The sequence below is a fragment of the Bradyrhizobium guangdongense genome (assembly GCF_006483445.1).
GTDB lineage: Bacteria > Pseudomonadota > Alphaproteobacteria > Rhizobiales > Xanthobacteraceae > Bradyrhizobium > Bradyrhizobium guangdongense_A.
The window spans coordinates 15,185-30,598 of sequence record NZ_PPPT01000026.1 but is presented as its reverse complement, the minus strand read 5'-3'; the positions used below and the strand labels follow the sequence as shown (position 1 = coordinate 30,598).

12 protein-coding genes are annotated in these 15,414 nt (G+C 65.3%); 4 read left to right on the top strand and 8 right to left on the bottom strand.

The features are described from left to right. The 3 genes from C2U70_RS04150 to C2U70_RS04140 form a co-directional block, all read right to left on the bottom strand. Positions 1-490 (bottom strand): class I SAM-dependent methyltransferase (locus C2U70_RS04150; RefSeq protein WP_186294051.1); only part of this gene is annotated, 490 nt, incomplete at its 3' end. A 47-nt stretch (positions 491-537) separates the two neighbouring features. After that, the gene (locus C2U70_RS04145) at positions 538-969 is read right to left on the bottom strand and encodes an LIC12192 family sporadic carbohydrate cluster protein (protein WP_140976589.1); all 432 of its coding nucleotides are present in this window, start codon (positions 967-969) and stop codon (positions 538-540) included. Between the two features lie 3 nt (positions 970-972). Beyond that, on the bottom strand, positions 973-1,809 hold the full coding sequence (locus C2U70_RS04140; RefSeq protein WP_140976588.1) for a sporadic carbohydrate cluster 2OG-Fe(II) oxygenase: 837 nt from the start codon (positions 1,807-1,809) through the stop codon (positions 973-975). Between the two features lie 204 nt (positions 1,810-2,013). On the opposite strand from C2U70_RS04140, the gene C2U70_RS04135 reads away from it, so the two are divergent. Then, on the top strand, positions 2,014-3,429 hold the full coding sequence (locus C2U70_RS04135) for a fasciclin domain-containing protein (protein ID WP_140976587.1): 1,416 nt from the start codon (positions 2,014-2,016) through the stop codon (positions 3,427-3,429). A 4-nt stretch (positions 3,430-3,433) separates the two neighbouring features. Here C2U70_RS04135 and C2U70_RS04130 read toward each other — a convergent pair whose 3' ends face one another. After that, complete coding sequence (locus tag C2U70_RS04130; protein ID WP_140976586.1) at positions 3,434-4,018, bottom strand: SIS domain-containing protein; 585 nt, start codon at positions 4,016-4,018, stop codon at positions 3,434-3,436. Between the two features lie 39 nt (positions 4,019-4,057). After that, positions 4,058-5,179 (bottom strand): glycosyltransferase, encoded by a 1,122-nt coding sequence (locus C2U70_RS04125; RefSeq protein ID WP_140976585.1) that lies wholly within the window; start codon positions 5,177-5,179, stop codon positions 4,058-4,060. Positions 5,180-5,305: 126 nt separating this feature from the next. Here C2U70_RS04125 and C2U70_RS04120 point away from each other — a divergent pair, with 126 nt between their 5' ends. After that, a complete protein-coding gene (locus tag C2U70_RS04120; protein WP_140976584.1) occupies positions 5,306-7,204 on the top strand; it encodes an SGNH/GDSL hydrolase family protein in 1,899 nt (632 codons plus the stop codon). Positions 7,205-7,306: 102 nt separating this feature from the next. Next, on the top strand, positions 7,307-9,403 hold the full coding sequence (locus tag C2U70_RS04115; RefSeq protein WP_140976583.1) for an SGNH/GDSL hydrolase family protein: 2,097 nt from the start codon (positions 7,307-7,309) through the stop codon (positions 9,401-9,403). Positions 9,404-9,408: 5 nt separating this feature from the next. On the opposite strand, the gene C2U70_RS04110 is transcribed toward C2U70_RS04115, so the two are convergent. Then, positions 9,409-10,560, bottom strand: a complete 1,152-nt coding sequence (locus tag C2U70_RS04110; RefSeq protein WP_140976582.1) for a UDP-galactopyranose mutase — start codon at positions 10,558-10,560, stop codon at positions 9,409-9,411. Positions 10,561-10,855: 295 nt separating this feature from the next. Here C2U70_RS04110 and C2U70_RS04105 point away from each other — a divergent pair, with 295 nt between their 5' ends. Then, positions 10,856-11,536, top strand: coding sequence for a response regulator transcription factor (locus C2U70_RS04105; protein ID WP_140976592.1), 681 nt, complete (start codon positions 10,856-10,858; stop codon positions 11,534-11,536). A 7-nt stretch (positions 11,537-11,543) separates the two neighbouring features. Here the strand turns inward: C2U70_RS04105 and C2U70_RS04100 are convergent, their stop codons facing one another. Together C2U70_RS04100 and C2U70_RS04095 are read right to left on the bottom strand one after the other, a co-directional pair. Beyond that, positions 11,544-14,219: a hybrid sensor histidine kinase/response regulator gene (locus tag C2U70_RS04100; RefSeq protein WP_140976581.1), complete on the bottom strand. Its 2,676-nt coding sequence runs from the start codon at positions 14,217-14,219 to the stop codon at positions 11,544-11,546. Continuing rightward, positions 14,216-15,256, bottom strand: coding sequence for an ABC transporter substrate-binding protein (locus C2U70_RS04095; RefSeq protein ID WP_246666657.1), 1,041 nt, complete (start codon positions 15,254-15,256; stop codon positions 14,216-14,218). Before C2U70_RS04095 ends, C2U70_RS04100 begins: the two co-directional genes overlap by 4 nt. Positions 15,257-15,414 lie beyond the last annotated feature (158 nt).

Genomic DNA, 15,414 nt, shown 5'->3' with positions numbered 1-15,414 from the left:
CGAGGAACGGCGCGGGATCTGGAACGTGCTCGATCACCTGGCGGCAGGCGATGACGTCGAATGTCCGCTCGCCGAGCGAAGCCGCCGGAAACATGCTGTTGTGGAACTGGACTTGCGTGCCCGCAAAGCGCTCCGCCGTCACGGCACGGCTCGGCTCCACCAGGTGGACCTCGCGCGCATGCGGCGCGAGCGCCAGCGACAGCGCGCCGCCGCCGCCGCCGACCTCGAGCACCGATGGTCGCGGAGCCGCATGGCGCAAAATGGTCTCGGCAACGCCCTCCACCGCACGCAGCATGGACGGGCTGACCGGCTCGTTGGTGAGCACGAAGCTCGAATAGAGCTCGTCGGCACCATCGGTGTCGAACGCGGCGTTGTAGAGATGGCCGCATTGCGCGCAGGCGACGATCGCGAGCCTGCCGAAGCCAAACCGGCTCTTCGCCTTGTCGGCGGGACGGAACGGATAGAGCGGCGCGTCATCGACGGACCACACCGGCCGGGCCTCAACAGCGCCGCAGACGACGCAATGGGCGAGCCCCCTCATCCGCTGGTCGGAAGCTCGAAGGGCAGGCGCGGCGCGATCTTGTTCAGCAGCAAGAGCTCCTCGACGTGTTCGACGTCTTCAGGCGTCGCGATCACGTAGCCCTCGATCACTGTGTGCAGCGCGCATCCGAACTCAAGCATTTGCGCGTAGATCTTGCGCCGCCGCTCGCTCCGCTGGGGCAGCATGTGGATGCTGCACATGACGATGCCGTCATAGCCGGCAAGGCCCTTTACCATGCCGTCGAGTACGAGATAGGAGTTCGGAAAATTGTTCTCGTTGGCGGGCAGGATGAACTGCATTCCCTTGCGTGCGCAGTAGTCGCGTAGCGCCAGCGATTGCAGCGGAACGGGAATGCGATACTCGCCAAAGCCGCGCGAGGTGACGTAGCCGCGAAACCCTTGTCTGTTCGCTTGCCGGTTGCCCGACATCGCCTACTCCCTGAAGCCGCCGGGCTGGCGATAGGCCATGCCGAGGCGCGTCGTCGGCCGTACAGTGATCGGCAAATAGAACTGGCCCAGCGCCTTTTCCGGACTGTCATAGGGGGTGAACAGGCCGGTGAAGCGGCAGTTCAGTGACCAGCGCGTGGTCGCCTCGTCATTGACGACGTTGCCGTGCAAAAAGTTCGGGCAGAAGATGAGAACCTTGCCATAGGGGATGTCGAGCCAGATCAGGTCGCGCTTGATCTCCTCGTAAAGCGCGCGCATGCCTCCGTCGGAGAACTCCGCGAGCCGCGCGATTACGGCCTCAGATTTCGGCCGCGGCAGGATGAACATCGACTTCGTCGCCTTGACGTCGACCAGGGGCAACCACTGCACGACCTGATAGGGCGTCTCGCCGCTGAACACGTCGGCGTGCAGATCGAGCAGCGATGTCTTGTCGCCCGGCATCTGGATCGAAAAGTTGATCCGGTTCTGCATCGCGAGTTCGTTGCCGACCAGCGTCTCCAGCATGGCGCGGCCAAGCCGGAAATAGGTCGGACGGAACCACGCTCGCGAGTTGATCTCGTGATAGAGGCCGAGCCGGACGGCGTTGAGCTTCTCGACCGGAAGAACCTGGTGAATGCCGTCGAGGAACGCGCCGTCGTCGGTCGGGCCGGGCTGGTCGATCGCCTTTGCCGCGGCGGTGACGATCTCCCGGCGCAACTGGTCGAGCGCAGGGCGATCGCAGACGTCGCAGATCACGTAGCCCTGCGACAGGAAGTCCTCGATCAGCGATGGACTGACGTTTTGGCCATGCGGTCCGAGATCAAAAGCATCGACCAGCGGCATGCGTATCGTCCAATTATCGCGAGGACGGGACAGGCCCGATTCCCCACGGTTTCACCTCGCGAATAGCTGTTTTGCCGCCCCGGCGCAACCGTCGGCCCTGCGGGCAGAGACGGCGTTGACAAGGGCCGTCCCGGTGGCAAACTCGCCGCTTCTTGCGACCCCGCGCGCTTCGCGCGTCCAGTCCGGGCCGACGCTGCAAACCTGATGACTACGTCGGTGCATTTTCATTTCTCAACGGTGGTCTGGGGCCCCTGGCACGTTGGGGCGTTCCTCGACGTCAATCTCCCGAGCCTGCTTGCAGAGGGCAACCTGCCGGCCTTTGCCGCCCGGCATCGGGTGACCTATCGCATCTTCACCTCGGCCGGGGACGTCGCGCGGATCACGGCGTCGCCCGGCTTCAAGCGGTTGCAGACGCTGGTGTCGGTCGAGCTGGTCGAGTGCCCCGTCCAGAATGCGGTGAGTCCGATTGCCATGCATCATTTGCTGTGGCGCCGCAGCATCGATGATGCGCGCGCTGCCGGTGCGATGATCCTGTTCGTTCCGCCTGATGTGATCTGGGCCAACGGTTCCTTCGCCCATGTCGCCGACCTCGTGACTCGCGGCAAGCGGGCGATCTTCATGACCTATGTCCGGGTCACGCAGGAAAGCTGCGTGCCCGAGGTCCGCCGGCGCTTTGCTTCATCGGAATCCCCGACGATCGAGGCCAGCCCGCGCGAGCTCGTCGATGTCGCCATGCGGCACATCCATCCGCTGACACTGACCTATATGCGCCACAGCACCAATTTTCCGGTGCATCCGGAGTTCATCCTCTGGTCCGTACCGGACGAGGGGATCCTGATGCGGGTCCTGGTGCGCGAGATGTTCGCCTACGATCCGTCCATGGTCGATCTCAACCAGCAGGCGCTGGTCGCCCACAAGCTCGATCCGGACCTCGTTCACTACGTCACCGATTCCGATGATTTGTTCGCGCTGAGCCTGACACCCGCGAACAAGGACATCGAATGGTACGCCAGGCCGCAGGTTCTGGACGTGCGCAAGGTCGCGAGCTGGTGGCTGCACTATGACAGCCCGATCAACGACGTTGCCGCCTCCGGGCGTTTCTACATTCACGCCAAGCCGCGAACCCCCGCGAAATGGCGCCGCGCCGAGCAGCAGTCCGACATGCTGGTCCAACGCCTGACCGGAACCCGCGAGGGACTTCGCCTGCTCGCTGTCATGGACCGGCCCGACCTGCAGCGCGCGAGACAAGTCCTGGCCGCGGCGTTGCTCGAGACCAAACTCACCCGGATGCTTCGCGCGAGCGGACCCTGGACGCTGCTCATTCCGCGCAACGGTGCGATCCTGCGGTGGCTGCTCGATGGAGGCGACGGGCTGATGCAGCCGGGCAAGGCGCGGCATCTGACGCAACACATTCTCGGCCATCTCGTCATGGGCCGCGTGCAGTTGCGCGCAGGTGAGGACGCGGTGCTCAAGACCGCGAGTGGCGTGTCGCGTCAGTTGACCTGGAATGACGGCAACGCCGAGATCGACGGCATTGCCGTGGCGACGCCCGGCTTCGAGCTCGGACGCCACCGAAGCTATCTCATCGACGCGGTGCTGCCGGCCACTGGCGGCGGTTAGCGCTTCACCATTTCGTCGCTTTGGTCTGCAGGCTCGGATGCGAGACCAGGCAATGCCAGATTACGGCTTGAAAAGCTTCGGCATGCGGCGTCACACGCGTCTCCTCGACGGTCGGGATGACGACGACGACGTCGCCGCGCTCCTTGGTGTAGCCACCGTCGCGGCCGACGATGCCGAGCACGCGGGTGCCGCGCGCCTTGGCCTCGTCCACGGCCGCGACGATGTTCGGGCTCACATTGCGCGCAGCGTTGCCGCCGCCGACCGACAGGACGAACAGCGCGTCCTTGGCGTTGAGCCGGCTGACCTTGAGCCACTCCGAAAACACCGTGTGCCAGCCTTCGTCGTTCACGCGCGCCGACAGCTCGGACACGTTGTCGGTCGGCGCATAGGCCTCGATGCCGCACAATTTGCGGAAGTCGTTGACGGCATGGCCGCAATTGGCGGCGCTGCCGCCGACGCCGATCAGGAACAGCCGTCCGCCGCGTTCGCGCAGGCGAACCAGCTCGGTGCAGAGCTCTTCGATGATCTCGGGCGACAGGCGGTCGGCGATTTCACGGAGCTCCGCGAGGTATTGCGCTGCGTGACTCAATTCGTTTCCTCCGCCGCTCGTCCGGCATTCAAGACCGCATTATAGCTCGCCGAGAAGCTCGCGATAGGTCGCGGCATAGGCGGACAACATGCGATCGGTGGAAAAGCGGGTCTTAATGAGGTGCCGCTTCGCGGCCGCGCGCTCCGGGGCGTGCAGCTGCGATGCGGCCGCGCCGATTGCTTCGGCCAACCGGGCCGAATCCCGAATCGGTACGATCGAATCGACGAGGCCGAGTTCCCCGACATTGCCGACCGCGGTGGAAACTACGGGCAATCCGACCGCCGACGCCTCGAGGATCGCAAGCGGCAGCGCCTCGCCGAAGGCTGAGGACACCACCAGCAGATCGGCTGCATTGAGGATCGCGTTGATGTCGTGCCGTTCCCCGAGCATCAGCACCGCGTCATCGAGGCCGAACTGCTGTACCATCTCGCGCAACGCCGGATTGTCGCGATCGCAGCCCGAGCCGACCAGCAGCATGCGAAGCTCTGGAGCCGTCGTGCGCGCCTGCGCGATCGCGGCGAGCAGGGTGGCATGGTCCTTTTGCGGTGAGAAGCGAGCGAGGCTGCAGGCGACGAATTCAGCGTCGGCAAAGCCCAGCGCGCGCCGGCTGTCGCGGCGCAGCTTTGCTTCGGGGAAGAGCGCGGTGGTGTCGACGCCGTTCTCGATCAGTCGACCCTTGCGCGCGGCATAACCGACGGCTTCGTGGATGTCCTTGGCGGACTTTGAACAGTAAGCAATCAGGTTCGGCACGATTTGGGAGAGGCCGGCGCCGGCGCGGTTGATCAGCCGGGTGCGCAGCCGCGTTCCGCTTTGCGACAGGTCGGTGTTGTGGATCGACCACAGCACGGGTGCGCGGCGGCGCAGGACGATCGACAGGAGGTTGGCGTGATACATCCAGCTATGGATCAGGGACGGGCGCACCTGATCGGCGACCATCGTCAATCGTCCAACCGCCCCGAAGTCCCACCGCGTCCGGTCCATCTTTAGGGTCGTCAGATCGGCCCCGCCGAGGTCGAAGAATGGCGGCTCATCCAGCAGCGTGACGACATGGTGGCGATAGTCGCCACCCATTTGCGTGACGACATCAGACAAGATCCGTTCGGCGCCGCCCTGCTGCAGCGACGGAATGATGTGAAGGACTGGTCTTTTCTGGTCAGTCAAGATCTGCCCCTGCAGGGATCGACACGTCCGGTTCGAAGGGGCGGACCTGTTGCGTCGCTTGAGCCCCCGGAACCCACTCTGTATATTGCCGGGGAGGGCGGGTTTGCATCAAGTATCAGGTCCCAGGTGACACAAGGCGGCAGCAGTCTCAGGCGCGTTGCAGGCAGGATTGCGAAGGTCAGCCTGATCGTCGTCCTCAATACGCTCGCACTCTTCGTCATCGCCAACATCGCGGCCGATTACTATCTGAATCGCGATCAGCCGGCCGTGTCGGACGAGCAGCGGCGGCGGATGGCGGGCGATGCCGCGATTGCCAGATATGGCATGGAGGTGTTCAAGCGCGTCTATCCGGACAAGACGGAAGGCGAGATCCGTCAATTGCTGCACGATCAGCCGGAGCTGCCGAACGCCTACGAGCCCTTCGTGGACTTCCGCAGTGCCGCGATCTCGACCTCGACGATCAATATTCACCAGGCGGGTTTTCGGATCGGCGGCAAGGATCAGGCGCCGTGGCCGCTCGATCGTAACGCCATCAACGTCTTCGTGTTCGGGGGATCGACGACGGTCGGGTCGGGCGTCGACGATGGGAAGACCATTCCTGCAGCACTTCAGGCGATCCTGCGCGACAGGACCGGGCGGGCGATCAACGTCTACAATTTCGGCGTGGGCGCCTATTTCTCGTCGCAGGAGGTCACTTATTTCCAGAACCAGCTCCGCTACGGCTACGTTCCCGACATGGTGGTGTTCATCGACGGTCTGAACGACTTTCATTTCTGGGACGGGGACCCCGCAACGGCGAAGAACTACCGGCAGAGCTTCTACCTGATGATGAGCATGAGCCGGCAACTGGGCCGCGAGCAGGGCGTCGCCTGGCATGTCGTCGAGCTCGCGAAGTCGCTTCCGCTCGTCAGGCTCGCCCGCAAGATCGGTGCGGAGTCCACCAAGACTTCGGCCGTGTCTACGTCCACCAAGCAAACAGCATGGATATCTCAGGCCAACGCCGCGCCTGCCGGCGACGACCTCTATGCCAAGACCTACAAGGACAGCTTTGACATCACCGATCCCGTCAGGATCGAAGCCGTGATGGCGCGCTATCTCACCAACAAGGATATTGCGCAGGGCATCGCCACCCAGTTCGGCATCGATGCCGTGTTCGCCTGGCAGCCGGTGCCGCTCTACAAATACGATCTCGCCCAACATCCGTTCCGGGTCGAGGACGAGCATCGGCGCAGCCGTTACGGCTATCCGGCCATGGCGCGCCTGGCCGCGACGCGCGACCTGGGCCCGGGTTTCGTCTGGTGCGCCGACGCGCTGCAGGACGTCAAGCACGCGGTCTATGTCGACCAGGTCCATTACAACGATGAGGGCAATCGCCTCGTCGCGGCCTGCATCGCCGACAAGATCACCGCTTCGGGCGCGATCGAGCGCATCGGCAGGCGCAAGCCGGCACAGGTCGCGGCGGCGGCGCGGCAGCAGCTCGCGGCGCTGGTCGAGACCGCCCCGGTCGAGATTCGTACGACGGCGCGGCTGTTCGGAACGCAGGCCCAGACCGACAGCCTCGATATCTCCAGGCCCGTGAGCGAATGGGACGAGATCGGTGCAGGCGGCGTGCAGCTCACCGACGCATCGGCCGGCTTCGGGGTGGTCTCCCAGGAGTTTCCGCTCGACCATGAATCGGCCGATCGCACCTTCCAGGTCTCCGTGCGCATCAAGCCATTCACTTCGGACTATACCGGGCTCGTGATGCTCTGCTTCGGCGGTGCCAAGCAGGAGAGTTCCGTGGTGTTCTTCAATCCGAAGACCATGGGCGTCATCGGGGCGAGCGGCCATCACCTTTTGACGACGGAGCCCGACGGCTGGGAACGCCTGGCCTTGACCGGGAGCTGCAAGGATGCCGGGAACGACAAGCTCAAGGTCATGCTGTTTCCGGCGCATGGAACGGCGGAGAATCGCGGCGCCGTCATCTTCGGCGGTGGCGAGATCAGGCGCGTCGTCGCCGCGCAGGCTGGCGACAATGTCAGGTAGGCCGGCCGTACAATGAAGAAGAGATCCGGGGGCCTGGCGGAAGTGCTGCTCCTGACCGGATCTCTCCTGCTTGCGTGCCTCATGGGGGAGGCCGCTTTCAGATTGGCCCTCGGTGATCGTGTCTTCGAGCGGGTCAACTTCCGCAGCGTCGCAATCGGCGGCGCCAATCAGGGCGCGTCGGCCTATGACGCCGAGCTCGGCTGGGTCTTGCGCCCGGGCCTGAAGTCGGCGGGCTTCAACACGCTGCCCTACGGCATTCGCTCCAACGGCAATGACGCGACCGAGCTGCGGTCGGGCGGCGTCCTTGCCGTCGGCGATTCCTTCACCGCAGGCTCGGAGGTTCACGATCATCAGACCTGGCCGGCGCAGCTCGAGAGCCTGATCGGCCAACCCGTCATGAATGGCGGCGTCGGCGGCTATGGCACCGATCAGATCGTCATGCAGGCCGAGAGATTGCTGCCCGTCGTTCGCCCGCGGGTGCTGCTGGTCGGATTCCTGTCCCAGGATGTCCTGCGCAGCGGATTTTCGGTCTACGGCGCACCAAAACCTTACTACACGATCGAGGACGACAGGCTGATCCTGAACAACACGCCGGTCCCTGGTCTGGCGCCGGTTCGGGACAACAAGTTCGCCGAGTTCGTCAAAGACATCGCCGGCTACTCGCTTGCGGTTCATCGCACCATGATGGCGGTTGCGCGCGACGTCTGGCTCGCGACGCCGCGTCAGGTCTATGTTCGCGTCTCCAACGACCCCATCGACGTGACCTGCCGGCTGTTGCAACGGTTGAAGCGGCAGGCGGATGCATCAGGCATCCGCATGCTCCTCGTGATGCAGTATGGCAGCGGCGCCATCCAGACTTGGACCGCGCCGAGCGACGATGCGGTTCCGGTCAATGCCTGTGCGCGGACGATGGGCATTCAGGTGGTCGACGAATTCGCCAGCCTGAAGGCCGTGTACGAGCAGGATCGCGACGCGCTGCGGAATTACTATGTGATGACCGGCGATGCCTTCGGACACATGTCGGCGCGCGGCAATGCGCATGTTGCGGCCCTCATCGCCGATGCGCTGAAGCAGCCGGCTGCTTCGGGACGCGCGCAGGACTACACGCCGGATCGGCTCGTGCCCGGCGACGGGACCAATCTCATCGCGCGCTCGGAGTCGCTCAGGAGCGTCGTCGCCGGCGCGGCCTTCGCCGCGCTGACACCGACAGAGGCCAGCGTCGATGGTCACGCGGTCTATCGCCTTGCCGCCACGGGTGCCACGTCCGAGCACTATGTGTCACTCAAACCGGTGCAGGCCGCGGCGGGCGGTTTCACCGTGTCGATGTACGCGAAGCCGGATGCCGCGTCGTGCCTGCGCGTCGTGCTCTTCGATCGCGCGCAGCAGGGCATGCTCGCCGACTTCGATTTTGCCGAGGTATCCGCGAGGCCCAATCCGGTCGGGACTGCGTCCGCGCGTCGTGCCGGGATCGCGGCCGCGGGCGGCGGCTGGTACCGGATCTGGCTGAGCGCGCGCCTTCCCGGGGACGATCCGCAGATCCTGCTGCAGCTCACTGACAAGGACTGCAAGGAGAGTTTCTTGCCGAACCGCGAAGCGGTGCTGCTGCGCGCACTCCAGATCGAGCGCGGCCAGTCGGCCTCGCCCTACCGTCCGACGTCAGGGCCCGGCAGCCCGGGCTTCGTGCCTGGCGATGGCAAGAATCGCATCGCGCACGCCGATGCGCTCGAGACAATCGTCGGGCAAAGTCCGATCGCGACGCTGGCCGCGATTGAAGGCTCCTCGCCACGCGCCTGGCGCCTCGCGGCGGCGGGCCCGGCCGGCGAGCACTATGTCGGCATCGGCGAGATATCGGCGGAGGCGGGGCCCTACACGTTGTCGCTGGAGGTGAAGGCCGCGGGCACCAGCCGTCTTCGCCTGCAGATCCTCGATGGCACGATCGGCACGATCGGCGATTTCGATCTGGCGGAGGGTGGCGCGCTGCTGACGCAGATCGACGCAACGCGTTTCGGCGATGTCGATATCCGTCCGGTGAGCGGCGAGTGGCGGCGGCTGACGCTGACGGCGCCGTTGACGACGGGGCGGGCACACATCCTGTTGCAGGTGATGGACCGCGACGGAGCCGGCGCGTTTGCCCCTTCGGGCCAAGCGGTCGAGTTGCGCAAGCTGCGGCTGGAACGCGGCCACGCCGCATCGAACTGACGCGTTCAGCGCCAGATCTCGAGCGGAACGGGATAGTCGCGACCGCCTTCCTTGATTTGCGTCGCCATCACCATGGCCTGCTCGAGGCAATCGTCGACGTCGAGGCCGTAGCGATAGCTGCCGGCGCGGCCGACCGAGTAGACGTTGTCGGGCATAAGTTCGAGATATTTGCGCGCCAGTTCCTGGTCGGCCTTGAATGGAAGCGGATAGTGCTTGCCGTTGAGCGAGGGGATTTCCATGCCGACGAGGCTGGTCGGCGATTTGTGATGCGTGAACTTCTTGTACTCGACGAGGCGCGTGAACGGCTCGTCGTTGGCGTAGTAGAGGAAATAGACGTGCTCGGGGAATACGTGCTCGGTCGGAAACACGATCTTGTGGAAGTCGCGCCCGATGAAGCGCAGCTCGCCGTAGCATCGCTCGAACAGCTCGTCCGGCGAGACCGTGCTGACGATCAAATCGTAGCTCTTCTTCTCGCCCTTGATCCAGACGGTGCGGTTCGGAATGTCGTAGCGCTCGATCCGGGTCGAGAGCAGCACGTTGACGCCAACAGTCGCGATGTCGAAATAGCGGTTGTAGCCGTCGGCGGCGTAAGGGTAGGCGGAGATCGCGGTGTCCCAGGCCGCGCGCGGCCCGCTCTTGATCGTGACGCCCTTCGGCGACCAGTTGAAGGTGTCGATCTCGCTGTTGTCGTCGACCAGCCACATCTTCTTGTTGTACTTGTCGATGAACTTTTCATAGAGCGTCCGGCCGACCGAGCCGATCCAGTACTCCTCGAGGTTCTTCGCCGCGGCGACGCCGGTCGCGGCCTGCCGTTCGGCCGCGATCTTGTCGCGATCCGGCATGCGCGCGATGTCGTCCTCGTGGATCGGATAGTTGTAGAACGCGTTGTCGCGTTCGACATAGGTGACGAATTGATGCTCGGCGCAGGAGCGCAGCGGACAGATCGCGTTCATGTAGTCGTAGACGCGCCGGTTCTGCGTCAGGAAATGCCGCGGGCCGAACGTGTAGGGGTGGCCGCCGTAATGGAAGGTGCGCAGGCCGGCGCCGAGGAAAGGGGCGGCCTCGACGAGGGTGACGTTCCAGCCGCCGAGTTGCATGAGTTGATGGGATGCGGCGCAACCCGCAACGCCGCCGCCGATAACGAGTGCAGTCTTCATGGACGGGAACCCTGCGACTCGATTCTGGTCGCTGTTTGTTCATCCTATGCCGTCGCCGGTGCGGTCCGTCAATACGGCCGGCAAAAGCCGCCCAAGATGTCAAGTAACCAATTCACAAAGCAGTAGAAATTGAGGTGTTGGCGCGCCGTTTCCTTCGTCTCGAATTGGGCTATGATGGCTATGCCCGCAAGCAAAGCCGCGTGCCCTCTCCGGGCGGCGGATGCGGCCCTCCCAGTCGAGTGGATAGGTCTTGTCGCTACTTGCCAACACTGCGCCGACACGCCGTCAGCAATTGATGGTGCTCGAAGATGATCCGGTCACCGGCCAGATGATCGCGGCCTACTTTTCCGAGCACGCTTTCGACGTCACGGTCGTCGAGAGCTGCAAGCGTTGCCGCGAGCTCATGCGCAACCAGGCGCCCGATCTCCTGTTCATCGACGTCCAGCTCCCCGACGGCGACGGCATCGAGCTCGCGCAGGAGATCCGCGCGGCGAGCCCGGTCGGCATCATCTTCGTGACGCGGCGGGGCTCGGATGCGGATCGCATTCGCGGGCTGGAGGCTGCCGGCGATCACTACGTCACCAAGCCGATCGACCTGCGCGATCTGCTGGCGCGGTCGCGCTCGCTGTTGCGTCGGCGCACGATCGACGCTCCGGCACCGGCCGCCGGCTCGACCATCCGCTTTCGCGACTGGACCATCGATCTCGTGCGCCGCGAACTGACCGCGCCGGAGGACGTGCAGATCAATCTGACGCGCGGCGAGTTCGATCTGCTGGCTGCGCTGGTCGATGCACGCGGGCGTGCGCTGACCCGTGAATATCTGATCGAGGTCATTAGCAACCGCCACGCCGAGGTGGATATCCGCACGGTCGACGCGCTGGTGGCGCGGCTGCGCCGCAAGCTGGTCAGCCGCAGCGAGCGTCCTGTGATCGCGACGGTGACCGGCGTCGGCTACAAGCTCGTGCTGGACGAGTGACTATACTCTAGGACGGCTGAAGCAGGCGCCCCAGCTCTTGCAACGAGGCCTCGACGAGGCCCGTCAATTCCTGCGCGACCGCCCGGCACTCCACGCCGGACATCGACGTCACCGACAGCTCGATCTCGCTGCAGCGTTCGGACAGGCGCACGAGGCCGAGCGCGCTCGAGGCGCTGCCGAGCTGATGCACGGATCGTGCGAGCTGTCTGCGATCGACCGCGTCCGCGGCTGTCGCGATCTCGCCGATCAGCGTCGCGCCGGTGCGCTCCAAGAGGCCGTGCAACTTCGCGATCTGTGCGGCGCCCAGCAGCTCGGTCTGGTCGCGGAGATAGTCTTGGTCGATCAACGCGTCTGCCGCAGGACGTGCCGGCGCCGGCGTCTCGTGGCGATCGCTCTCGATCGTATCCCGCAAATGGTTCAGCAGAAGGGGCTTGCCGAGGATCTCCGTGATCCCTGCGCCCGCCAGCCGATCGCGCGCGGCCTTCGAGACGTCGGCGGTCAGCGCGATGATCCGCGGCACCGGCTGCAATTGAAGCTTCCGAAGCTCGGTCGCCGTCGCTACGCCGTCCATATCGGGCATGTGCAGATCCAGCAGGATGACGTCGAACGGCTCGTTCGCAGCGAGCGCGACCGCGGCGGCGCCACTGCGCGCGATCGTCGGACGATGGCCGAGCCGTCGCAGCATCGCTTCGCCGATCTCGCGATTGACGGGATCGTCGTCAACCACCAGGACGCGCAGCGAGCGGGGCGGCTCATGCGCAACGCGCGCCGCGGCGCCGTGTTCGGCCGGTGCAAGCGGCACCGTGAGGCGGAACGTGGCGCCTGCACCGGCAGCACTCTCCACCGTCAGATCGCCGCCCATCAGACGGGTGAGGCGGCGCGCGATCGCCAGCCCAAGGCCGGTTCCGCCGAACCGCCGGGCGATGCTGTCGTCCGCCTGCACGAAATCCTCGAAGATGCGCTCGTGCATGTCGGGCGCAATGCCGATCCCGGTATCGGCAACGGCGAAGCGGAGCAGCAGCGCGCCTTGATGCGGCTCGACGGCGGCCGTCAGGTCGATGGTGCCTTTCGGGGTGAATTTCACCGCGTTGCCGATCAGGTTGAGCAGCACGCGGTTGAGCCTGACGGGATCGCCATGCACATAGGTGTCCACGGTGACGTCGCAGGTGAGGTTGAACGCGAGCCCCTTGGCCTGCGCCTGCGGCCGCATCAGCTCGGCGGCGGCCTCGACGAGCTGGTCGAGACGGAAATCGCGCTGCTCCAGCGCCTCGGTGCTGGCTTCGAGGCGGGCATATTCCAGGATCGCGTCGACCAGTGCGATCAGGGTTTCGCCTGAGGTCGCCGCGGTCCCAAGCGAGCGCCGCTGCGTCTCCGAGAGGCTGCCGTCGTCGAGCAGTTGCAGCACGCCCATGACGCCGTTCAGCGGCGTGCGCAGCTCGTGGCTGACGACGGCGAGAAAACGCGATTTGGTTTCGTTGGCGTGCACGGCGGCGCGGCGTGCGCGCTCGGCCGCGCTGTGCTCGGCGAGCGCCTGGTCGCGGGCCTTTTCGAGCTCGGCGGTGCGCTCGGTCACCTTGCGTTCGAGTGTCGCGTAGGACTCGCGCAGATGCGCGGCCATCCGGTTGAACTGGTCGCCGAGCCCCTCCAGCTCGTCGCCGGTCTTGATCGCGAGCCGCTGCTCGAGATCGCCGCTGCCGATGCGCCTTGCGCCTTGCGTCAACATCCTGATCGGAACGACCATGCGGCGGCTGAGCAGGAGTGCGGCGAGGACCGCAAATCCCAGCAGCACGACGAGCAGGAACGCCGAACGCCCGATCGAGGCGTAGATCGGCGCATAGGCCTCGCTGAGCGGCAATTCGACGAACACCAGCCAGCCGAGCGGTGCGACCGTCGCATAGGTCGAGAGCACCTGCTGGTGCGACAGATCCTCCTTCACTGTGCCGCCCGCGGGCGGCGCCATGCCGGCAAGCGCGTTTCTGACGTCCGGATCGGCGGAGAGATCGGTCTGGCGTAGCGCCGGCCAGAGATCCGGATGCGCGATCAACTGCCCCTTGCGGTCGACGACATAGGCCTTGCCGGTGTTGCCGACCTTGATCCGGGAGACCAGGTCCCAGATGAAGCGCAGATTGACCTCGGCGATTGCGACCTCGGGTTCGCTTCCGCTGCCGGCAACGGCGAGCGTCATGAACGGCTCGGTCTCGCCGACGAAATACACCGGTCCGTAATAGACGCCGCTTGCCCGTGCCACGAGCAAGGCCGTGGAGGCCGAGAGATCCTCATTGCTGCCGATCCTGTCCGCGACGCGGCGCGAGACGCGGACCTGCTCGCGGCCGCGCGGATCGATCTGGGCGATTTCGGCGATGGCAGGCGACAGGCGCAACAGGCGGATCGCGTTCAGGCGGTTGTCTTCGCGCGCCGACAGGTCCGGGGGCAGGCGCGACATCCAGCGGAGCTGGCTCTCGATCTGGCCGATGAACTGTCCGATCTGGATCGCCGCCGATGCCGCCTGCTCGCGCTGGGTGGCGGCCAGAAGCTGCTTCTGCTCGCGGTACGAGAACCAGACGTCGAGCGTGGTGTTGACGGCGAGCGCGGCGAAAGCAAGCGCCACGAAGGAGTAGAGATACTTTCGGAACAGCCGGCCGGGAGGCGGGGTCGCACGTCCCTGGTCGTTCGTCTCGCTCACTCGCGGATCTCGTCGGCGCGCGCGAGCAGGCTGGCGGGCAGCCTCAAGCCGAGCGTGTCGGCAACCTTGCGATTGATGAGCAGCTCGTATCTCCGCGGCGATTGCACCGGCAGATCGCCGGCCTTGGTGCCGCGCAGGATGAGATCGACGTAGTCGGCGGAGCGGATCTCGAGCGAGGCGCCGTAGCTCATCAGCCCGCCGGCGTCGATGAAGTAGTGGAAGGGATAAATCATCGGCACGCGATATTTCGCCGCTGCGCCAATGATGGCCTGACGGTTGATCACCAGGAACGGGTCGACCAGCGCGATCATTCCACCCGCCGGCGCGCCGGCATGGCTGCGGATGGCCTCGTCGATCGCGTCAGCCTCTGTGACGGGTACGGGTGTGACCGCGACGCCGGTTGCCGCCGCTTCGCTCTGGATCGAGTCGAGGTAGAAGCGGCCCGCGCGCGGCGTGGATTTTGGATTGAACAGCGCGCCGACGCGCTCGATCTGCGGCGCAGCCTCGCGCAAGAGCTCCAGCCATTTGCCGCCCATTTCGGGTGTGCTGCTGGTAAAGCCCGTGACGTTGCCGCCGGGACGCGTCAGGCTTTCGACGAAACCGTTGCCGACGGGATCGTTGGCGGTCGCGAATATAATCGGGACCGTCTTGGTCGCGGCCATCATCGCCGCGGTCTCGACCGTCGAGGAGGTCAGGATCACGTCGGGATTGAGGTCGAGCAATTCCTTGATCGCGGCCGCCCTGTTCTCCGGTCCGCCAAAGCTCGACCGGACCTCGTAGCGGATATTGACCCCTTCGACCCAGCCGCGTTGCTGCATGCCCTGGATCAGCGCATTCGTCCGCGAGCTCTCGGCCTCCGACCCCCTCCGCGTCAATGGGTCCGACATGGGTAGCCCGACCAGCGAGCCGATGATGCGCATCCGCTCCGATGATGCGCCCAGTGAGAAGCCGGCCGCCGCCGCAGTGCCGGCGAGGCGGATGAAGGTGCGGCGATCGAGCATTGCTGCGGGCACTTTTCGCGTGAACGGCGCGGTCATGGAATGGCCTCCCCCTTCACATTTGGAAACTATCGCCCCCGGCGGCCCGCTCATAATCATGCGCGAAGCCTCGGCCCATAAGCGATTTGAGACCCGAATTCCATGGCTTGCACGATGACTTCTCAGCGGGTGCATAGCGTGAAAGCCGGTCGATCACA